Here is a 21,699-nt window from a genome sequence, read left to right on the forward strand (position 1 = left end):
AAGTGCTCTGCGGATGACAATTCTACCTTCGCTATTCTTTATTCAATATTCGCTATTCATCTTATTCACTTTTCAGGCTTTTCACCGGATTCATCAAAGCGGCTTTGACGCTTTGAAAACTGACGGTCAGCAGCGCGATCACCACCGTCAGCAAACCCGCAACGGCAAACACCCACCACGCGAGATCAACCTGATACGCAAACCCCTGCAGCCAGCGGTTCATGGCATACCAGGCAATGGGAAACGCGATCAGCATGGCGATGGCGACGGGTTTCAGGAAGTTGGCCGACAGCAGAACCACAATGTTCGGAACCGATGCACCCAGCACCTTGCGAACGCCGATTTCTTTCGTGCGCTGCTCGGCCATGAAAGCCGCCAGCCCAAACAAACCCAGACAGGAAATGAAAATGGCCAGAAAAGCAAAGGCATTGGCGAGTTGGCTGACCACCTGTTCGCTGTGGTATAATTTGGCGTATTCCAGGTCCGAAAACTGGTAGGTAAACGGAAAATTGGGATTCAGTTCTTTGCAGATTTTTTCCAGACTGGCCAGCGCTTCCCGGGTTTTGCCGGCTTCGGCCCGAACCAGAATACTGCCCCATTTTTGCTGTTCGTCGAGCCGGACAATCAGCGGTTCAATGGCCTGGTGCATGGAATTGAAGTGGAAATCTTTCAAAACGCCGATGATCTTGCCCTCCCGGTTTCCCCACCACATCGACTTTCCGATCGGGTTTTTGTAGCCAATTTTCCGAACAGCCGCTTCATTGACGAGGTAGCTGGCCGAATCGGTGCCGAATTCGCGGGAGAAATCGCGCCCTTCGGCCAGTTTCAGGTTCATGGTTTTCAGAAAATCGAAGCCCACCACGGCGTCGGCAAACGGCACCAACAGGCCCGGATCTTTGCCAACCCATTCGATGTCGCTCCGGTGGTGGCCAATCAGGGTGGGGGATTCCTTCATCCTCGAAATGGTCAGGATGCCCGGCTGTTTCTCCGCTTCGTCTTTGAACAGATTATATTTCTGAACCAAATCTCCCTCGATGGGAATGTAAAGCAGATTTTCGCGGTCATACCCAATGTTTTTCGACTGGATATAGCCCATTTGGCGGTAGATCACGATCATGCCCACGATGAGAATCATAGAAAGCGAAAACTGAAAAACCACCAGACTTTTCCGGAAAAACGTTGCGCCAAATCCCAGACGCGCCGACAGCATCCGCCCTTTCAAAGCCAGGATCGGATTCATGGAAGACAGAAACAGGGCCGGGTAACTCCCCGACACCAGGCCCGTCAGGAGCAGAAGTCCGACAAGACTCGCCCAGAAAACCGGTTGTCCGAACGGCAAAAACAGGCGCTTTCCGGTCAGCTCATTAAAGGCGGGCAGGAGGATGAGCACCAGCATCACCGCCAGCACCACTGCGACAAACGTGAGCAGAATAGCCTCGCCCATAAACTGCCCGATCAAGGCGGAACGAACCGCTCCCACCACCTTCCGAACGCCCACTTCCTTCGCCCGTTTGGTGGAGCGGGCCGTGGCCAGGTTCATGAAATTGATGCAGGCAATGAGCAGAATAAAAACCGCCACGACACTAAACAGCCGCACGTAGTCGATCCGCCCGCCATCGACCTGACCGTTTTTGAAGGTCGCATTCAGGTACTTTTCGGGGTAGGGTTGCAAGGCGAGTTCGGTATGTGATCCGGCAGTTTTCGTGGTATACTGGTAGATGAACTCCTTGATTTTGGCCTCGACTTTCGCCGGATCGGCTCCCGGACGAAGCTGCACGAACGTCAATGGACTCGTGTTGCTCCAGTTATGAACCCACTGGTTTTCTTTCACATACGCTTTCCAGCTCCGCAAAAAATCAAAATGCTGCGACGAGTTGGCGGGCAGGTTCTCGAAAACCGCCGTCACCATCAGGTCGTCCCGGTTCTCGTAGCGAATCGTCTGGCCAACGGCCTGTTCCGGTTTTCCAAAAAACAGTTCGGCCATCTTTCGCGAAATGGCGATACCTTCCGGCGTGTTCAAGGCGGTTTCGGGCGTTCCCTGCACCAGCGGATAGCTGAACATGCTGAAAAAGTCGGCACCCGCAAACGATCCATCGGCCTTGTTGATTTTCCCGGCCGCTTCAAACGTGGCGGTTCGGCTCTGTTCCAGACCGCTGGCCCGTTCCACTTCGGGAACGACCCGTTTTAATTCTTCTGCCAGCAGGCCCTGCGTATAATAGGAGGCTTCCACCTTGCCATCATAAAAACCGCGTTCGTAGATCTGAAAAAGCCGGTCGCCGTTGGCGTGAAAACCGTCGACGCTGCGTTCGTCCTGCACCCACAGCAGAATGAGCAGGCTGCACGCCATGCCGAGGGCCAGACCGAGGATGTTGATGGCCGAAAACGCTTTGTTGCGAACCAGATTCCGCCGGGCGATTTTGAAATAATTGCTGATCATCGTTGGGTTCATGAGATGCGTTGTTGAATCGTCAGTCTTTTTTCGTTTGATGTCGAACGGCCATCCAGCCGGGGGCTTCAGAAAGCCTAGCACACCCCACCAATACCATCTCCTCGCTCTCTGTTTCCCCACCCGCCGAAGCTGGTATTGAAACTCCTCGTGCAAATCCCCCTGCACCTCCTCCAGCCGGTGGGGAGCGCAGAAGAATTCCAAAAGGCGGTCGGCGAGTTGGGGCGGTTTCATAGGTTTTATAATTTCAAATGGTAAATTTCAAATGATGAATGATAAAATATCTCAGCACGTCACCGTCTCCTCGATTATCAAACTTTTACATTCTTCATTTGAAATTTACTATTTATCATTCCCCTTATTTCATTCACTTTTCAGGCTTTTCACCGGATTCATCAAAGCAGCTTTGACACTCTGAAAACTCACGGTCAGTGCGGCTACGATCACAGTTGCCAGCAGGGCTATTCCAAAAATACCGGGACCGATGTCGATCTTATAGGCAAAATCCTGCAACCAGTGCGTCATCACCCACCACGCCACGGGCGTCGCGACCACGAAGGCGACGGCAATCAGCCGGGCGAACTCCTTGCCAAACAGCCACAGGATGTTACTGATGCTGGCGCCCAGCACCTTCCGGACGCCGATTTCCTTCGTTTTTTGATTCGCCATAAACAATACCAGTCCATACAGCCCCAGACAACCGATCACCACGGCGATTCCGGCGAAGAAATTGATCAGCTTGGCCATCGTTTGTTCCTGAACGTAGTATTCCTGCAATTGCTCATCGACGAATTGCGCAGTGAAATAACTGTCAGGATAGAGCTGGTTATACTCTTTTTCCAGTTGGTGGATGACCCGCTCAAAATTGCCGTTGTGTAACTGCAGACTGGCATAATAATATTTGGTCGCCCGGGTGGTCATGAGGAGCGGAAAAATCCCACTTTTCAGATCGCGCTCATTGAAGTCTTTTACAACGCCCACGATTTCCAGTTTTCGGGCCGTATGCAGGATTTTTCCCAGCACCTGGGCCGGATTATGAATGCCCAACTGCTTGACGAAGGTTTCATTGACCAGCGCTTCCCGGGACGTATCCGCGGGCTGAAGATTTCGCCCGGCCACCAGTTTCAACCCATACACATCGACATAAGCGGCATCGATAAACTTTTGCTGGGGGGTAAATTTTTCCGGTTCGGGGCGGGTGTCAAATTTGATAACCGTCTGGCTGATCCAGCCCGTTTGGGGTGGGCCGCTCATGGAATAACTCAATTTCTCAACCTCGGGAATGGCCATAGCCCGGTGGCGAAAATTCTCCATTTTGCCGACATCCTGTTGGGGTGACGAAGGCAACCGAACCGTAAGAATAGCCTTTTGCCGGAAACCGAGGTCTTTCGTCTGGATGTACTGCAACTGATTGGCCACCACGACCATACCCACAATCAGCATCTGTGAAATGGCAAACTGGGTGATCACCAGACTCCGGCGTATGGAAAAACCACCCACCTGCCGGGAGGTGATCCGTCCGGCCAGCGCCAAGGCCGGTTTGAAGCCCGTCAGCACCAGAGCGGGATAAAAACCGGACAAGAAAATGACCCCAGTCACGATCAGTACCAACCAGCCAATGACGGATGGATCGTAATAAAAAGTAAACCGGAAGACCCCGTGTAAATATTCCTGAGCCAACTGCTGACCAAACTGAAAAAAGAGGAGTGCAATGGCCGTGGCCGTGAGGGTTAACAAGGCGGTTTCGCCCATGAATTGCCAGAACAATTGGGGCCGCGTACTGCCCAGCACTTTCCGGACACCCACTTCCCGGGATCGGTTCAGGGCCTGCGCCGTGGCCAGATTGACAAAATTGATGCAGGCCGTGATGAGCAGAAAAATGCCGATGGCAAACAATGACCAGATCAAGCCCGAGCTCACACCACCGGTTTCGGTCGAGAAGTGAATATCCCGCAGGGGCTGCATCGGAAACCGGGTATCCTTAAGACCGTGCGGTTTGTACTTTTTCACAAAAGCCAGCATCTGCCGATCCCAGTCGGCTTTCGTAAAGTGGCTGTTCAGGCTCACAAAGCACTGCGTACCACTGTCGATATTGTCAAAATCTACGTTCAGCGGGCGGTCATGAAATTCGGGCAAACTGGCCCAGGATGCCATCAGGGAATAGGCAAAATCGGTGTTATCCCGGTAATCTTTAAACACCCCGACAATTCGGGCATTCAGCGTTGCATTGATCTTAATGATTTTGCCAAGTACCTCCGTCGTCCCAAAGTACCTGGTGGCATTTTCAGCACTGAGAACCACCGTATTGGGCTGAGCCAGTCCCGCTGGTCCGCCAGCCAGCCACTCGTAATCGAAGATCTTAAAATAGGAAGGCTGCACAAAGGCTCCCATTTTGTGAGCGTCTTTAAACTTTCGGTCAGGTTCATTGGCTACGGGAATGGCTACCAAAGGGTCCCGGTAGAGCTCGATCATCGCCAGATTTTCGATATCCGGATGGTCATTCCGAAGGGCTTTCCCCAGTTCGTAAGGAACGCCGGTTACGTTAAAATTGCCTTCAGGCGTAACAAACTCGGTGGTTACCCGGTAAATGGAAGCGTATTTCTGGTGGTGTGTATCGATAGTATGATGGTAGCGAACGAGCGAAAAAATCAGCAGCGCAGCGCCAATGCCCATAGCCAGGCCCGTGACATTGATCAAGGCATAGGTCTGGTTTTTAATCAAATTCCGCCGGGCGGTTTTGAAATAATTGCTAATCATGGTTGGGTTCATCGTATGAGTTGTTGAATACGCAGTTGCTTTTCGTTTGATGGCGAACGGCCATCCAGCCGGGGGTTTCAGAAAGCCCAGTACATCCCGCCAATACCGTATTCTGGCCCGTCGTTCACCGATCCGTTTCACCTGATAATCAAACTCCTCGTGCAAGTCGCCCTGCACCTCCTCCAGCCGGTGGGGAGCGCAGAAGAATTCGAGTAGTTGGTCGGCTAGGCGGGGCGGTTTCATATATTTTTTTAATATCGAATACTGAATAGTGAACACCGAATTATGAAGTGGCTTCGCCAGCGCCCGGTGTTCATTATTCGTTATTCAGTATTCGATATTTTATCATTGTTCATTTTGTTCTTTCATTTAAAGACTCGTGGCCGGTTTGAACGGATTCAGCAAACGCGCCCAGAAGCTGACACGGACTTCCTGGATTTCCTGCAACGTCCGTCGGCCATAGGCCGTCACCGTAAACAGCCGTTTCCGTCGGCCCCCGCGCTCGGCGGTAGGTTCGCCCATCTCCGATTTCAGCATGCCTTTGTCTTCCAGTCGTTCCAGAGCCGCGTGGACCTGATTCAGCCGCACCGCACGACCGGTCTGCTCGCTGATTTCGTGGGTGATCGCAACGCCATACGCCCCGCCTTCCATGACGGCCACGGTTAGTAATACGATTTCTTCAAACTCGCCCAAGTAGCTGCGTTTCATCGCTGTCAATTAGTTCTATCTTTGCTGATCAAATGCCTTGCCAACTTCCCAAACCGGCCTTAGAAGCGGTTTTAGGCGGATTGTAAACGGGGAAGCTGTACGATTTCGGACAATTCCTGTCCGCTAGTGTACAGCGAGATAGACCAGCCCGGACGGGTAAAAACCGCTCCCGAATGTCTTACGTTGGTTTCCGGTTCCTGAATCCGACTTCACCCATGAAACGCTTCCTTTTTCTGCTGCTCCTCAGCACAACCACCGGGTTTGCCCAAAAGAAAACCGCACCGGTCATCGACCCCCGCGTGATCAAAGTCTACTCGCTGCTGTGGGATTTGAAGGCGCTGAGCAAGGCCCCGGCGGTGGAGTGGCTGAATCAAACCGGAACCGTTCACTCGCTTCTGTATAAAAGCGTCGATTACGAAGGAAAACCGACGCAGGTTTTTGCGTATTACTCCAATCCGGATTTGATCCGGGGAAAACCGGTCGGCAAGCGGACGTTTCCGGGCGTTGTCCTGATTCACGGCGGGGGCGGAAAAGCGTTCAAAGAATGGGTGGAAAAATGGGCCGCTGATGGCTACGCAGCCATCGCGATGGATCTGGCGGGAAAGGGGGAAGACGGAAAACGACTCGCGCAGGCCGGACCCGATCAGGGCGAAGTCGATAAATTCTCGAAACTGGAAAAAGCCGATCTCCGCGATCTGTGGACGTACCAAGCCGTTTCGGGTGCCATTCTGGCGCATTCGCTGCTGCTGAGTTTTTCCGAAGTCGATGCCACCAGAACGGCGGTCACCGGCATCAGCTGGGGCGGTTATCTGACCTGCCTGGTCGCCAGTCTCGACAACCGGTTCAAGGCAGCCGCACCGGTGTATGGCTGCGCGTATTACGACGAATCCGATGTTTTCAAAACCTCCATCCGCAAGCTTTCGCCGGACGGGCAGCGGAAGTGGATGCGGTATTTCGATCCGTCGGTGTATTTGCCGTTTGCCAAACCGCAGTTTCTGTTCGTCAATGGCAACAAAGACCGGTTTTATAACGTCATTCCCTACCACAAAACCTACAGCCTGATTGCGCCCAGCCGGCGGACGATGTGCCTGATCCCGGACATGAAGCACGGCCACGAAGCGGGTTGGGAACCGCACGAAATCCGGTATTTCTTCGAGAGCATCCTCAACGACGGCGTTCCGCTGGCAGCCGTTGCGCCGGTTTCCGTACAGGACTCGACCCTTCGTTTGTCCTACCAATCACCGGTCACGGTCTATACCGCCGAGTTTTATTATTCCAATGACACGACCTCGGTGAATGAGAACCGGATCTGGTCGAAGCAGAAAGCGACCCTCGATCGCAACACCCGAACCGTGACCAGCCCCGTGCCGAAAGAAGGTTTTCAATACGGCTTTTTCTATCTGAAAGACCACCGGAACGTTTCGGTTTCGAGCCCGTTCCTGCTGAAAGGGAACTAGGATTTTCCGTTCGCCGGTCCCGTGCCGTCGCTGGCTTGCAGGGCTAAATAAATTCCGTTGGTCCAGCCAAAACCGTCCTGGTTGGGATATTCTCCCCCACCCGCCGGCAAATCGATGTCCACGACGTTGTATTTTTCCATCATTTTGCCGGTATTCCGGAATACCTTGTCATTGAGCGCCGTCCAGCGTTTCCGGATTTCAGCGGCTGTCTCCGTAAACCCGTATCGCAACAGCCCCTGGTAGGTGATCCATTGCAGCGGTGCCCAGCCATTCGGAGAATCCCATTGCTGCCCGCTTCGCTGAAGCGTTGAAACCACTCCGCCTTCTTTCAGAAAGCTTTTCCGGATATGTTCGTGAACCTGAGCTGCCTGTTCGTCGGTCGCCAGCCCGAAGAACAACGGAAACAGAGCCGCCAGTGACCAGACCGGCGTGGTCTTGTGCAAAACGACGTTGTAATCCATGAAAAACTGACTCTTCTCGTCCCAGAGATACGTCATGATGGCTTTTCGCCGGGTCTCGGCTTTTTGCCTGAAATGCTCATACGGTTCCTGGAATGAACTTTGGCGGTAAGCGTCCGACAGGGTTATTTCCAGATCATACATCAGGCAGTTCAGATCCACCGGAATGATATCCGTGGTGTGAATGGTGGCCAGCTGTTCCGGATCGCCAAACCAGCGGCAACTGAAATCCCAGCCGGATTCGCAAGCGGCCCGGATGTGTCGGTACAGCGTTCCGGGTGCAACGCCGTAGGGAGCCGCTTCACGAGCCAGTTCCACATCCTCCCGGTAGGATTCGGGCCGAGGGGCGGAGAGGTCATCCCAATAGCGGTTTAAAATACTGCCGTCGGGCAACACCACCACGCGCCGGAAAGCGCCTTCGTGATCGTCGAGCCGAAAGTAGCCATCCATCCAGTAATTGTATTCTTTCTGCATGTGGGGCAGATAGCGAACGAGGACGTCCGGACCGTCGATTTCGGAAAGCAGCCGGACCATCAGGGCAAAAAACGGCGGTTGCGACCGGGTCAGGTAATAGCTTCGGTTGGCGTTCGGAATGTGGCCGTAGGTATCGATCAGGTGGGCGAAATTAGCGACCATGTGCCGGATCATTTCGTTTTCGCCCGACACCCGCAACCCCAGCATGGTGAAATAACTATCCCAGTAATAGAGTCCCCGAAAACGCCCGCCAGGGACGATATAGGGCTTCGGAACCGGCAGCATGGAACAGAACGATTCTGACCGGCGCTCAAAAAGCGGCCACATCCGGTTCAGATGCACGGCTGTCGGCAGCGACTGGTCACTGACGTGGTTGGTTTCCAGGGTTTTCGGCAGGTGAAAATAGGCATGAACAAAGTCCTCCAGCCGAAATCCCTCCCGGTGTTTCTCAATTTCATACTGGCTCAGAATTTCTTCCGGCGCCCGCCGGGGATAGCAGTCGGCAAAGGTGATGGAATCGGCAAATACCGGCTGCATCTGCACATCGTGAAACAAAGGGCCAAATAGTTGGTCGGGAGGTAATATGGCCGGTACTACGCTGTATATTTGGGGGGGAAGTTGGGGATTCGTATCTGCCATAAAATCAAATTGCGTTTAGTAGTAAACCCAACACCACAGGGTTGGTTCACGAATTCCCGGAATAAGCCCTCTGTTTTCTCCTATACCTTTACTTGTTCAACCAGTCAGAAAAATCGTTATGTGGACCAATTCCCCACAATCCGGCAAGACCATTCAGGCGGTTTTGCTCCTCTTCTGGGCACTCTATTTCTCCCTCGTGCTGTGCAGCAACAGCACTGACGCCCTCAAAGCCCTCGGCTTGCTGCCAGCCAACTGGGTTTTTGCTTCAGGAAACTACGCCTTGGTTCAAAAAGTGGTCGGGATTTATCATTCACCGGTCTGGCTCGCGGGCCTGTTTTACACCGGCGTTCTCGTCTGGCAAGCCGTTGGCGCGGTGCTGCTCTGGAGCGCGTTTGCAGTCACCGTCCGGCAAACGCAAGACTACCCGCTGGCCGCCTACCGGGCACTCACCGTCACGATCGGTTTGTGGGCTGCTTTCATCCTCGCCGATGAGTTCTTTCTGGCCTACGAGATGAGCGGTTTATCCGCCACCCATTTCAGCCTGCTCATCGCCGAAATCGGCACGCTTTTGGTTTTTAGAACGTAATGATGGGTTATGGATGATCAACGATGAATGCCCTGCGTTAGCCCATTCATCCTTCATCAGCCATAACCCATCATTACATTTTCCGTTTACTCACGGCTTCCATCAATCCCCGCGTGTAGCCCAGCGCATACAAGGTGCCGATGGTGCTGTAACCGGGGTTCTGGTTGCTGTCGCCGTACATGGTCGGTACGTGATCGGGGCGAATCGGGCCTTTGAAACCGATCGTATAGTACGCTTTCATGGCCTGATACATGTCGATGATGCCCTCATCGTGAAAGGTTTCTTCGAAGGCAAACTTGTCGCCCCGCACGTTCCGGAAATGCACAAAATGGATTTTCTTCCGTTTCCCGAAGTAGTCGATGAGCGCTGGAATCCCGCTAGCATCGCCCATCAGCGCAAAGTTGCCCTGGCACATCGTAATGCCGTTGCTCGGACTGGGGTAGAGTTCCAGCAGTCGTTTGAACGAATCGACGGTATTCATGATGCGGGCGATGCCCCGAACGCTGTCTACCTGCGGATCATCGGGATGCATGGCCAGTTTCATGCCGACTTTCTCCGCTTCCGGCACGACGGCTTTCAGAAAATAAGCCAGGTTTTTCCAGAGTGTTTCCTTCGACACTTCGCCGTACTGGGTCAGTGGCAGATTCTTGATGGCTTCGTAATCGAATGCCGTGACCAGCGCTCCGCCCCGACCCGGCCGGTCGTTCTGCGTGCGATACCAGCCAATCACCGGCATCCAGTTGTAGCAAATCGTATCGATCCCGACCTGCGTCAGGTTTTTCATCAGGGTAATAAAATTGGCAATTTCCTCATCCCGACCGGCCAGTCCCAGCTTGGTTTTTTCGCCCAGCGCGGGCGGCCCTTCAATGACGCGCAGTTGTAGACCCACCTTGTCCCAGGCTTCCTTTACCGCCAACACCGCCTTGGATTCCCAGGGTTTCACGTCCTTCAGGCCGACCATGCCGGGATTGATGCCGCCCACCGCTCCCAGCACCGCCATCTGCTTTGTCAGGGCGATTTTCTGTTCGTTCATCCCGCTGAAATACGCTTCGCAGAGCTGCATCCCGGCATCCTTGAGCACCGCCTTGTCAACAATCGGTTTTGCCCCGACCCGTTGTTCAGATGCCTGAGCCGATGTGATTCCACCGACTGTCAGGGCGGCCAGGGAGGTGCTTTTTTTGAGAAAGTCGCGACGTGAAGTTTCCATGTAAGCGAAAGAAAACCACGCCTGTTATTTACCTATACACCGAATGATGAGTTATGAATGATGAACGATGAATGGGCTGACACAATTCATCGTTCATCATTCATAACTCATCATTCGGTCTTAAGGCTCTTCACCGGATTCATCAAAGCCGCTTTGATGCTCTGGAAACTGATGGTAAAGAGGGCGATGGCGAGCGAAGCCAGAACGGCGACCACAAACATCCACCACTCGATTTCGATGCGATTGGCGTACTTTTCCAGCCAGCTATTCATCGCCCACCAGGCCACCGGAAGCGCCACCACCGACGACAGCAACACCAGCAGCAGAAAATCTCTGGAAAGCATCAGCACGATGTTGACAATGCTGGCCCCCAGCACTTTCCGGATGCCGATTTCTTTCGTGCGCTGCTCCGCCGTGAAAGCCGCCAGCCCGAACAGGCCGAGACAGGAGATGAAAATGGCCAGAAACGCGAAGTAGTTCGAGAGCTTGCTGATGATGTTTTCGCTCTTGTAGTTGTTGCCAAACTCCTGATCCGTGAATTTGTACTCGAACGGATAGCGCGGATTGAACTTCCGGAAGGTTCTTTCCAGATTGGCAATGGCCTCTTTGGTGCGGCCCCCTTCGGTGCGCACCAGCACAACTCCGTCGAATTCGTTGCGCTGCATGTGCAGAATGAGCGGTTCGATAGCCACGTGCAGCGAGTTGATGTGGTAATCTTTCACCACGCCCACGATAATGCCCTTTCGCCCCCAGAACGTCAGTTCCTGCCCCACCGGATTTTTGTAGCCAATCTTCCGGGCCGACGCTTCGTTGATGAGGTAGTTGGTGGTATCGGTGCCGTAATCGGGTGAGAACTCGCGCCCCTCTTTCAGCCGGACGCCCATCGCCTTGAGGTAGTCGTAATGCACGGCGGTCTGGTTGAACAAAATCCGCTGCGTGGTGTCTTTGCCCCGCCAGCCGACGCCGATGGTCGAACTACCAACTTCCAGCGGGTCGGCCCAGGAGGCCGAAACCGCCTGGATACCCGGCTGGGTCAGCAATTCACTGCGGAACGTCTGGTAGTTCTTTTTCAGATCACCTTCCAGCGGCATATACAACAGATTCCCCTTGTCGAACCCCAGGTTTTTGGTTTGGATGTACTGAATCTGCCGGTAAATGATGATCATCCCGACAATGAGAATGATCGACAGCGAAAACTGAAACACCACCAGCCCCTTGCGGAAAATGGTTGCACTCGGTTTGAATTTCAACACGCCTTTCAAGACCACCACCGGTTTCAGCGACGACAGGAACAAGGCTGGGTAACTGCCCGAAACCAACCCGGTTATGAGCGTCAGTCCCAGCAAAACCAGCCAGAAAAACGGATCGGCAAACTGAAACGTCAGGTGTTTTTCCGTCAGCTCATTAAAGATGGGCAGCATCAGCGCCACCACCAAAACCGCTACGAACAGCGACAGAAATGAGATGAGCAGCGATTCGCCCACAAACTGCCCCATCAACGACCCCCGCTCGGCGCCCACCACTTTCCGAACGCCCACTTCCTTCGCCCGTTTGACCGAACGTGCCGTGGCCAGGTTCATGAAGTTGATGCAGGCAATGACGAGAATAAAAACCGCCACGATGATGAACAACCGCACGTATTCGATCCGCCCCCCATCGGGCTGGCCGTTTTTGAAATTGGAATGCAGATAAGCCTCGCTGTTTTTTTGCAGGAACAACTCGATGTTATTGGTCTGCTTGTTGGTTTTCTGCTTGATGTAATCCCTGATTTTGGCCGACACTTTATCCGGATCGGCCTTTGCACTCAGCAGCACGAACGCCCGGGGGCCGTTGTTACTCCATTCTTTCACCCAGGTGTTGTATTTCACAAACCGCTCCCACGAAATCAGGTAATCGAATTTCAGCGAGCTGTTTTCCGGCACTTCCGCCATCACCCCCGTCACCATCATGTCGTCGGTATTGTCCACCCGGATCACTTTTCCGAGCGCATCCTGATGGGGGAAGTATTTCTGCGCCAGCTTTTCGGAGATCACAATGCCGTCCGGACGTGCCAGGGCGGTTCGGGCGTCGCCCTGTGTGAGCGGAAACGAGAAAATGGTCAGGAAATCGCCACTGGCAAACCGCCCCTTTTCTTTGCCGAACGTGTTGCCGACCGTCAGCAGAATGTTCTGTTCCCACGTCATCATGGCGGCTTTCTCGACTTCCGGGAAATCCTTTTTCAGGTTTTCGGCCAGAATACCGGGGGTCGAGGGCGTTGTACTGACGTCCTGACCCGCCCAGGCCTGGTTTTCCATGACCCGGTAAATCCGGTCGTCATTCGCATGAAACCGGTCCATTGCGCGTTCGTCCTGCACCCACAGCAGAATAACCAGACTGCAGGCCATGCCGAGCGCCAGACCGAGGATGTTGATCAGCGAGAACGTTTTGTTGCGTTTGAGATTACGCCAGGCGATTTTGAGGTAGTTGCGAAACATAAACGGGGATGATTAGCGCAGAAAAACAGGAAAGCGATCTAAAGATGCAGGGCGACGGGCCTTCGTTGCATGGTGTCCCCACGGACGTTACTCACTCTTCAAACTCTTCACCGGATTCGTCAAAGCGGCTTTCACCGACTGGAACGAAACCGTCAGCAGGGCGATCAAAACCGCCAGTGCTCCCGCCAGCACAAACACCCACCAGGAGAGGTCGATCCGGTAGGCGAAATCCTGCAACCACTGATGAATCGCATACCAGGCGATGGGCGAAGCAATCAGGATGGCGATGAACACCAGCTTCAGGAAATCCCGGGAAAGCAGCGCAATGATCCCCGCCACCGAAGCACCCAGCACCTTGCGAATGCCGATCTCCTTGACGCGCCGTTCGGCCGAAAACGACGCCAGCCCGAACAGACCGAGACAGGAAATGATGATCGCCAGCGACGCCAGAATGCCGACAATTTCGCTCACCTGACCATCGGCGCGGTAGAGTTCGGCAAAATGTTCATCCAGAAATGAGTAATCAAACGGCTGATCGGGCGCGAGTTTGGCCCAGACGGATTTGGCGTAGGCAATGGCTTCCGGGGCGTTTTTACCACTGATCCGAACCGACATTTCGTTATAGCCCCAGTCCTTCTGGTTGAAAATGCAGAGCGTTTCGATTTTGTGGTGAAGCGAGTTAAAATTGAAATCCTTCGAAATCCCGACAATCCGGCCCAGCGAATCCATCCCGCCGAAACCGAAATTCCGGCCGATCAGCGATTGCATCGTGGCTTTCGGCTGTTCCTTCAGCAGTTCTTTCGCCAGCGTTTCGTTGATGATATACGCTCTGGCGTTATCCGTTTTGCTGTCTTTTAAAAAATTCCGCCCAGCGATTATGGGAATTTTATAGAGTGTTAGGTAATCGGGATCGACAATGACCTGCGAGGTTGCCATTTCGCGCACCGGCCCGTCGCCGTGAAACTTGACCCCGGTTTGGTGCAGGTTATTCCCCAGGCGTTGCTGTGAAGCCGTTACCCCTGTGATCAGGGAATTTGATAACAATTCCTGCTTGATGGCATCATATTTTGGATTCGTAAATGAATTGAGCGGAACAACCATCACCTGATCGCGGGAAAAACCGGGGTCCTGTTGCTGCATAAACCGCAGTTGCTTCACCACAAAAGCCGTGGCAATGATCAGAAAAACCGCCCCCGTAAACTGGCCGATCACCAGTATGTTGCGAAACGACCCTTTGTTTTTGCCAATTTCCAAGCTGCCTTTCAGCACTTTTGTGGGCTGATACGACGACAGGAAAAAGGCAGGATAACTGCCGGAAATGACGCCGATTAAAATGGCAAAGGCGATGAATAAAATCAAAACCGATGGGTTACTGAACAGGGCCAGATCCAATTCCCGCTGACTGAGTTCGGTTACAAAGGGCAGACAGAGTTTTACCAGCAGAACCGCAAAAACCAGAGCGATAAACGACAGTAAAATGGATTCGCCGATAAACTGAGCCGCCAGTTGCGTTCGCTCCGCTCCCACCGACTTCCGAATCCCGACTTCTTTCGCCCGGCCCGACGATTTGGCCGTCGAGAGATTCATGAAATTGATGCAGGCAATCAGCAGCACGATCACCGCAATGACCAGAAAGATGTACGTATAGTTCTTGTCGAATTTTTGAAAATTAAGGTAATCATGTGTGATCGCCATCGAGTTGTCGTGGACCTCATGCAGCGGCTGGAGAAACAATTCGTAGAATTTCCAATTCTCGCCACTCATGTGCCGTTTGAGGAAAGCCGGGAATTTTTTCTCCAGGGCCGCAACGTCGGCATTGTCCGCTAATTCCAGATACGTCACCAGCCAGTTGCCGCCCCAGTTGTTCATGGCGTCGGCTTTGACAAACGAATTGAAGGAGAAGATTCCGTCGAACTGCAGGTGTGAGTTTTTGGGGGCATTTTCAAGAATACCGGTCACTTTAAAACTGATCGTATCCGAATCATACCGCACGAGCGTTTTGCCGATCGGATTCGCATTGCCAAAGAATTTAACCGCGCTTTCTTCCGTCAGCACCACACTATTAGGGCTCTTCAGAATGGTTTTCGCGTCACCCTGAAGCAGTTTATAATCGAACAATTGCAAAAAGGACGAATCCGCCCACAGCATTTGGGGCATCACGATCTTTTTATCACCATAGGTCAGCCGGACCTCCTTATTGGGACGAACCCGGACGAAACTGCGGATTTCCGGATACTCTTGGGTCAAGGTCGGTCCCATCGGAAACATCGACAACGCCACATTTTGCGGGTCCACCATGCCCGGAAATTTCTGCACTTCATCGAGCCGGTAGATGTTCTTTTTATGAATCCCGTCGAAACTCGTTTCGTACGTCACGAAGAGCATAATCAGAATACAGGCCGCCATGCCGATGGCCAGTCCAATGATGTTGATGGCTGAAAAAACCTTGTTTTTCCACAAATTCCGCCAGGCGATTTTTAAGTAGTTCTGTAGCATTTTTAGTTGTGAGTTAGGAGTTAAGAATGAAGAGTTAAGAGTTGGCTGACGCACTCTTAACTCTTCATTTCTAACTCTTTATTCCGAGCGTAGTGACGTAACCGGGTTGGTCAAAGCAGCTTTCACCGACTGAACCGACACCGTCAACAGGGCAATCAGTCCGGCCAGACCGCCGGCCAGCGCAAACACCCACCAGTCGATGTCGATTTTGTATTGGTATTCCTCCAGAAACCGGCTCATGGCGTACCAGCCAATGGGCGCAGCAATCGCAAAAGCCACCAGAACCAATTTCAGAAAGTCTTTCGACAACAGCGAAACGATGCTCGCAACCGTCGCGCCCAGCACCTTCCGGACGCCGATCTCCTTCGTCCGCTGCGTCACGACAAATGAGACCAGACCGAACAGTCCCAGACAGCCGATCAGAATGCCGACGGCGGCAAAGAGCGTCAGGAAGTTGGTCAGTTTGCGTTCGTCGTCGTAGAAAGCCTGAATGTTCTGATCGAGGAATTTGGCTTCAAAATAATAGTTCGGAAAAACCGCTTTCCAGTGTTGTTCAATGTGTTGCAACGCCTGAGACTGCTGTTTCGGATCGATCCGAATACTGGCTTCCTGGAAATTCCAGTCGGCATACAGGAAAACGTGGGGGACAATGGACGACCGCAGGCTTTGCGAATGGTAATCCTTGACGACGCCCATCACCGTAAACGGCTGGTTTCCATCCAGATTAATCCGTTCGCCAATCGCTTTTTCAGGATTCGCATACCCCAAATCCCGGGCGGCTTTTTCGTTGATCATCGCGACCGTGTTCGTATCGGCACGGGTCCACGACCGACCGGCGACCAGCGGTATTTTGAAAAAATGGAAGTAGTTGGTATCGACGTACTGAAAGCGGAACGTCTGCTCGCCATCGGGCAAGTTGTGATGCTGCACAGTTCGCCACCACCAGTTGCGGTTGCTCGACGGCGTGGTCAGGGCAAATGCCACATCCTTCACTTCGGGATGTTCCAGCAATTGCTGCCGAAACCGTTCCCGCAGAACTCCGTTGCCCCGCTCCGGCATGGTAACCGTTACAATCGCTTTTTTATCAAAACCCAGATCGGTTTCGTAGAAATACCGGATTTGCTTGCTGCCGATCAACGTGCAGATCACCAGCACCTGCGCGATGACAAACTGCGCAACGACCAGCGACGAGCGCAACGAAAATCCTTTGGGATTGGCGGCATAAAACCGCCCCCGCAACACCTTCACCGGCTGAAAACCGGACAGCACCAATGCCGGATACAAACCCGCCAGAAACGTGACGGCAACACCCAAGCCCAGCAGAAATGCAATGGCTCCGGCGTCCCAAACGTTCGACTGCGCAACCTGCGTGTTGAGCAACTGGTCGGCATAGCGAATCAACTGCGTAGCCAGCAAACCGCCCAGAGCGATGGCGGCAAAAACCAGGAATGCGGTTTCCCCGAAAAACTGGATCATCAACTGTTTCCGGCTGCTACCCAGCACTTTCCGGACGGCAATTTCGCGGCTCCGCTGAACCGCCTGCACCGTGGCCAGATTGACGAAGTTGATGCAGGCGATGATCACCAGAAACAGTCCGATAGCAGCCAGCGTGTTGAGCATCCACTGCGGAATGACGTAATTGAACGGGTCGGGGTCGGTTTCCGTGTTGCGATGCACCTCCGTAATCGGCAAAAGCTCAAACCCGGTCAGGGCGGAGTATTTCTGGTGTTGAGTAGCCAGTTTTTTGAGGGTTGCTTCGATGGCAGAAGGCGAAACGCCCGGTTTCAGAACAACGTAGCCGTGGTGCATCGAATCGCCCCCGCCCCAGTATTCTTCATTGGTATACTCGTGCGCAATGCGTTTCAGCGTCTCGCGGGAAGCCAGCACCTGAAACTGAAATTCCGAGTTGACCGGTGCTTTACGAATGATGCCCGACACCACCAGATCAACCTGGCTGTTGAACCGGATGGTTTTGCCCATCGGGTCGCTTTCGTTAAAAAATCGCCGGGCCGTCGGTTCGTCCAGCACCACCTGATAGGGCTGGCTGAGCGACTGCTGCGGAGAGCCTTTCACCCACTCCACATCGATCATGTCCAGAAACCGGGGTGGCGCGAAAAAGAGGTGTTTGACGTTAAAAAGCTGTTGCCCGACCCGCAATCCGTTGGAAGAGTAGCCGTAGGCATTGGCCGCATTCTCGACCCCCGGAATCTGTTCGTTAAGTGCCTTGATGAGGCCGTGCGGAACGGAGGTGCCCTTTTCGCCGTACTTATCGACCGCAATCAGCCGGTATAGCCGGTCGGCTTTCGCGTGGTACGTATCGAAGCTGTATTCAAACCGCACAATCCAGAACAAAACGATGGCAACGCCCAGCCCCAGGGTCAGCCCGGTGAGGTTGATAAAGGCGTAATTCCGGTTGCGAATCAGGCTGCGCCAGGTGGTTTTGAGGTAATTGCGAAGCATGTGCTTTTTCGGTATGTTTGCTTAATCAAATCAGTCTATCTTCTCCGGGTTGCCATGTACAAATCCAACTATCCACTGGCATCGATGGCTCACGAGGATGAAATGGATGTCAACGCCCCGTTCATCCATCAACGGACCATTGCTCAGCTAACGGCCGGTCTCTATCCCTTGTATCGCTCAGGGAAAATCCCGCTTGAGCCACTTCCTGAAATGATGGAGGAGTACGCAACGCCCGTTCCTGATGTTTTACTGTACGATTATGAAACGGAACAAACCCGGGTCATTATCGAAATATGCCAAACCAGCGGTCAGAAACGCGACCTTACCAAAATCATAAAACTCATCGACGAAGCGCTTTACGGCATCCTCGAAGGCTTCGTTTACAAGTACAAAACCAGCGAATGGTTCCGCTATCGCAAAGGCGACGGTGGCCTGACCGAAAATGCTTCCTTCTCCGAAATCCTGCAACTCGATTTGAATAGTTTTTTATGACTTTCCCATCGTGATTCCTTAAAACCGTAATAGTATGTATTTTCCATCCACCAATCCTCTATCCATCGTTCATGAAGATCAGGGTGTTTGGGCGCCTGTCGATCACCAACGCGTTATTGCCAAGCTGCTGATGGGGCTGGGCGTGCTTTTTCACCGCGAAAAAACCATCCATCTGGAACCCCTGCCCGAAACGATGCTCGATGAAGGCAAAGCCAGCCTCGTACCGGATCTTTTACTACGCGACAATGAAACGGCTCAAACGCCAATCATTATCGAAGTATGTCATACCAACGGACTGCAAGGTGATCTGCATAAAGTCTTTCAGTTAATCGATCAGGGTTTTTACGGTATCTGCGAAGGATTCATTTACGATTACCGAACCGGCCAATGGTTCCGCTACCGCAAAGGCGACGGTGGCCTGACCGAAAACTCCTCCTTCTCCGAAATTCTCCAACTCGATTTGAATAGCTTTTTATAATAACGAATATTGAATAGCGAACTTCGAAGTAGCTCTGCGGACGCCCATTTCGATATTCGTTATTCAATATTCATTATTCTTTATTCCTTTCATTTTCATTCTGCCCGCAGGCTTTTCACCGGATTCATCAAAGCCGCCCGGATGCTCTGGAAACTGACCGTCACCAACGCAATCGCAGTTGCCATCACACCCGCCAATGCGAACATCCACCACTCGATGTCAATTTTATACGCAAAATCCTGAAGCCACTGGTTTGTGAAATACCAGGCAATGGGCGCGGCAATCAGCAGGGCGATCAGCACCAGTTTCAGGAACTGAAACGAGAACAGCCCAAAAATGTGCGAAGTCGATGCCCCCAACGCTTTCCGAATGCCAACCTCCTTCGTCCGCGACTCCGCCATGAAAGCCACAACGCCGTATAAACCCAGACAGCCGATAAAAATGGCGATACCGGCCAGCAACCGGAACAGGGCATACAGGCGTTCCTCGGCCGCGTAGAAATCGGCGATGGTTTTGTCCAGGTAATCGTATTTAAACAGAAAATCCGGAAAAGTAGCCGTCCAGGCCGCTTCCACTTCCGCCAGCGTTTTGCTCACCTGCGCCGAATTACCAGACACTTTGATACCCAGACTCGAATAGGCATCCCGGTGCGTCGTCAGAATACACGGCTCGGTTTCCTGGTGTAGCGAAAAGGTGTTGAAATTTTTAACTACGCCCACAATCGGCAGCCGCCGACCGTTCAGCAGAACCGTTTTTCCCAGAATCTCGTTGGGACTCTTCATGCCCAGCTTCGTCATAAACCGTTCGTTGACCAGCACTTCCCGCATCGTGTCGGCGGGCAGGTTGATCCGTCCGGCCAGCAGTTTCAGCCCATACGTCCGGACGTATGACGTGTCGGAAGGGCGCATCACCACGCCGTAATCCTCTTCTTTTTCCCGGTTTTCATAGCGAAAACCGGTCCACCAGTTGCCCCGGGCCGAAGGCGATGAAATCCCGAAGCTCATTGAGCTGATGCCCGGCAAACCCGTCAGTTTAGCCCGCAACGATTCCATTTTCCCCGGTTTTTTCTCCGGAATCGGAATCATCACGATGGCGTCTTTCCGAAAACCCAGATCGGCATTCCGGAAATAATCCATCTGGTTGTAAACGATTACGGTACCGATGATGAGCGTTTGCGAAATTGTGAACTGGAGCACGATCAGCGTCCGGCGAAGCGTCAACTGCCCGCTGCCCGCCCCCCGAATTTTGCCTTTCAGGGCCAGAACCGGCTGATAACCCGACAAAACCAGGGCCGGATAGAAACCCGCCAAAACCGTGGTAAAGACCGCCAGCACCAGCAAAAAGCCCAGCACCACCGGATCAGCAAACAAGGTCGGCTGGAGTTTCACATTCAGCAATTCGGCAACCGGAGCCAGCGAGAAATTGGCAATCAGCAACGCCAGCAGAACGGCCAGGCCAGTCAGAAAACCGGTTTCGCCCAGAAACTGCCGCACCAACTGCATCCGCGAACTGCCCAAAACTTTCCGCACACCCACTTCCTTCGACCGCCGGATGGCTTGCGCCGTGGCCAGATTGACGAAGTTGACACAGGCGGTTACCAGCAGAAAAAGGCCGATCAGCGCCATTGCCCAGATCATGGCTTTGCTGATGCTCCGTTCGCTGTAGTTACTCAATTCGGTGTTGTAGTGGATCTCCGTCAGCGGCTGAAGCTCGTATTTCTGATCCTTTGCGTCCTCGGCATTTACGTATTTGCGCAGAAAGGGAACCAGTTGCTGCTCCATTTTCGATGCCGGTGTGTTTTCGGGCAACCTCAGATACAGTTGCGCCCCGGTGTACGACGAACCCCAGTCGTCCCAGTTGGTGTTGGCCCCGTATTCTTTCAGCGAAGCAAACGAGATCAGCATTTTAAACGGAATACTGCTCGTAACCGGCGGGTTTTGCACCACACCCGACACCAATACGTCCAGTTTATTATTGATTTTCAACGTTCGGCCCATCGGATCAGCATCGCCGAAGTATTTGTGGGCCAGTTCTTCCGACAACACCACCGTACCCGGGCGGTTCAGGGCAGTAGCCGGATTCCCGCTGATCCACTGGTAGTCGAACAATCGGAAATATTCCGGCTCAGCAAAAGCAGCCACTCCACCCGTTTCCTGAAACCGGCGCATCGTTCCTTTCGTCCGACCGTCTTCGGCAGCAATCACGGGGTTCCGAACGTCGTGGATGAACGTCAGTTGGTGTTCCAGGTCCGGAAAATCATTGCGCATCGCAGCCAGAACCGGTAGCGGTATGCCCACGTTATACCCATCATCCGGTTTGGTGAAGTGCCTGATCAACCGATAGGTACGGTCGGCCTGGGAGTGGTGCCGGTCGAAACTCAGTTCATACCGAATCACGATAAACAATAACAGGCAACACGCCAGGCTGAGCGTCAGGCCCACAACATTAATCACGGAATAATTCCAGTTGCGCCGGAACGCGCGGATGGCGGTGGTGAGGTAGTTTTTTAGCATTGTTGTTTGAATTATGCGTTCGGAATGAAGAGTTATGAGTGAAGAGTTGGCTGA

The 21,699-nt window shown here is 53.1% G+C and carries 13 protein-coding genes; 4 read left to right on the forward strand and 9 right to left on the reverse strand.

What is annotated here, in order from left to right; all coding sequences use genetic code 11:
* Positions 1 to 61: 61 nt before the first annotated feature.
* The 3 genes from FH871_RS22255 to FH871_RS22265 form a co-directional block, all read right to left on the reverse strand.
* On the reverse strand, positions 62 to 2,680 hold the full coding sequence (locus FH871_RS22255) for an ABC transporter permease (protein ID WP_229317483.1): 2,619 nt from the start codon (positions 2,678 to 2,680) through the stop codon (positions 62 to 64).
* 129 nt (positions 2,681 to 2,809) lie between these two features.
* Positions 2,810 to 5,446 carry a permease prefix domain 2-containing transporter gene (locus FH871_RS22260; RefSeq protein WP_229317485.1) on the reverse strand — a complete coding sequence of 879 codons (2,637 nt, stop codon included), beginning with the start codon at positions 5,444 to 5,446 and terminating at the stop codon, positions 2,810 to 2,812.
* A 126-nt stretch (positions 5,447 to 5,572) separates the two neighbouring features.
* A complete protein-coding gene (locus FH871_RS22265) occupies positions 5,573 to 5,911 on the reverse strand; it encodes a PadR family transcriptional regulator (protein ID WP_138993641.1) in 339 nt (112 codons plus the stop codon).
* 215 nt (positions 5,912 to 6,126) lie between these two features.
* Between FH871_RS22265 and FH871_RS22270 the strand changes: the two genes are divergently transcribed.
* On the forward strand, positions 6,127 to 7,368 hold the full coding sequence (locus FH871_RS22270) for a S9 family peptidase (RefSeq protein WP_171062916.1): 1,242 nt from the start codon (positions 6,127 to 6,129) through the stop codon (positions 7,366 to 7,368).
* Here the strand turns inward: FH871_RS22270 and treF are convergent.
* Positions 7,365 to 8,939 (reverse strand): alpha,alpha-trehalase TreF, encoded by a 1,575-nt coding sequence (treF, locus tag FH871_RS22275; protein WP_138993643.1) that lies wholly within the window; start codon positions 8,937 to 8,939, stop codon positions 7,365 to 7,367. The genes FH871_RS22270 and treF overlap by 4 nt on opposite strands.
* A gap of 118 nt (positions 8,940 to 9,057) precedes the next feature.
* On the opposite strand from treF, the gene FH871_RS22280 reads away from it, so the two are divergent.
* Positions 9,058 to 9,525, forward strand: a complete 468-nt coding sequence (locus tag FH871_RS22280; RefSeq protein WP_138993644.1) for a hypothetical protein — start codon at positions 9,058 to 9,060, stop codon at positions 9,523 to 9,525.
* Positions 9,526 to 9,598: 73 nt separating this feature from the next.
* Here the strand turns inward: FH871_RS22280 and FH871_RS22285 are convergent, their stop codons facing one another.
* The 4 genes from FH871_RS22285 to FH871_RS22300 form a co-directional block, all read right to left on the reverse strand.
* Positions 9,599 to 10,732: a mannonate dehydratase gene (locus FH871_RS22285; protein ID WP_138993645.1), complete on the reverse strand. Its 1,134-nt coding sequence runs from the start codon at positions 10,730 to 10,732 to the stop codon at positions 9,599 to 9,601.
* A gap of 110 nt (positions 10,733 to 10,842) precedes the next feature.
* Positions 10,843 to 13,206 (reverse strand): ABC transporter permease, encoded by a 2,364-nt coding sequence (locus tag FH871_RS22290; RefSeq protein ID WP_138993646.1) that lies wholly within the window; start codon positions 13,204 to 13,206, stop codon positions 10,843 to 10,845.
* 87 nt (positions 13,207 to 13,293) lie between these two features.
* On the reverse strand, positions 13,294 to 15,702 hold the full coding sequence (locus tag FH871_RS22295; protein ID WP_138993647.1) for an ABC transporter permease: 2,409 nt from the start codon (positions 15,700 to 15,702) through the stop codon (positions 13,294 to 13,296).
* 78 nt (positions 15,703 to 15,780) lie between these two features.
* Positions 15,781 to 18,162: an ABC transporter permease gene (locus FH871_RS22300; protein ID WP_138993648.1), complete on the reverse strand. Its 2,382-nt coding sequence runs from the start codon at positions 18,160 to 18,162 to the stop codon at positions 15,781 to 15,783.
* Positions 18,163 to 18,216: 54 nt separating this feature from the next.
* On the opposite strand from FH871_RS22300, the gene FH871_RS22305 reads away from it, so the two are divergent.
* Positions 18,217 to 18,654 (forward strand): hypothetical protein, encoded by a 438-nt coding sequence (locus tag FH871_RS22305; RefSeq protein WP_138993649.1) that lies wholly within the window; start codon positions 18,217 to 18,219, stop codon positions 18,652 to 18,654.
* A 34-nt stretch (positions 18,655 to 18,688) separates the two neighbouring features.
* A complete protein-coding gene (locus tag FH871_RS22310; RefSeq protein WP_138993650.1) occupies positions 18,689 to 19,132 on the forward strand; it encodes a hypothetical protein in 444 nt (147 codons plus the stop codon).
* Positions 19,133 to 19,227: 95 nt separating this feature from the next.
* Here the strand turns inward: FH871_RS22310 and FH871_RS22315 are convergent, their stop codons facing one another.
* The gene (locus FH871_RS22315; protein WP_138993651.1) at positions 19,228 to 21,645 is read right to left on the reverse strand and encodes an ABC transporter permease; all 2,418 of its coding nucleotides are present in this window, start codon (positions 21,643 to 21,645) and stop codon (positions 19,228 to 19,230) included.
* Between the last annotated feature and the right edge of the window lie 54 nt (positions 21,646 to 21,699).

The sequence above is a fragment of the Larkinella sp. C7 genome, from assembly GCF_006149005.1.
Taxonomy (GTDB): Bacteria; Bacteroidota; Bacteroidia; order Cytophagales; family Spirosomataceae; genus Larkinella.

Bases quoted from the DNA above. Each gene is read 5' to 3' on its own strand.
- FH871_RS22260 (WP_229317485.1), bottom strand. From the start codon at position 5,446: ATGAAACCGCCCCGCCTAGCCGACCAACTACTCGAATTCTTCTGCGCT.
- FH871_RS22255 (WP_229317483.1), bottom strand. From the start codon at position 2,680: ATGAAACCGCCCCAACTCGCCGACCGCCTTTTGGAATTCTTCTGCGCT.
- FH871_RS22315 (WP_138993651.1), bottom strand. From the start codon at position 21,645: ATGCTAAAAAACTACCTCACCACCGCCATCCGCGCGTTCCGGCGCAAC.
- FH871_RS22295 (WP_138993647.1), bottom strand. From the start codon at position 15,702: ATGCTACAGAACTACTTAAAAATCGCCTGGCGGAATTTGTGGAAAAAC.
- FH871_RS22280 (WP_138993644.1), top strand. From the start codon at position 9,058: ATGTGGACCAATTCCCCACAATCCGGCAAGACCATTCAGGCGGTTTTG.
- treF (WP_138993643.1), bottom strand. From the start codon at position 8,939: ATGGCAGATACGAATCCCCAACTTCCCCCCCAAATATACAGCGTAGTA.
- FH871_RS22265 (WP_138993641.1), bottom strand. From the start codon at position 5,911: ATGAAACGCAGCTACTTGGGCGAGTTTGAAGAAATCGTATTACTAACC.
- FH871_RS22285 (WP_138993645.1), bottom strand. From the start codon at position 10,732: ATGGAAACTTCACGTCGCGACTTTCTCAAAAAAAGCACCTCCCTGGCC.
- FH871_RS22305 (WP_138993649.1), top strand. From the start codon at position 18,217: ATGTACAAATCCAACTATCCACTGGCATCGATGGCTCACGAGGATGAA.
- FH871_RS22290 (WP_138993646.1), bottom strand. From the start codon at position 13,206: ATGTTTCGCAACTACCTCAAAATCGCCTGGCGTAATCTCAAACGCAAC.
- FH871_RS22310 (WP_138993650.1), top strand. From the start codon at position 18,689: ATGTATTTTCCATCCACCAATCCTCTATCCATCGTTCATGAAGATCAG.
- FH871_RS22300 (WP_138993648.1), bottom strand. From the start codon at position 18,162: ATGCTTCGCAATTACCTCAAAACCACCTGGCGCAGCCTGATTCGCAAC.
- FH871_RS22270 (WP_171062916.1), top strand. From the start codon at position 6,127: ATGAAACGCTTCCTTTTTCTGCTGCTCCTCAGCACAACCACCGGGTTT.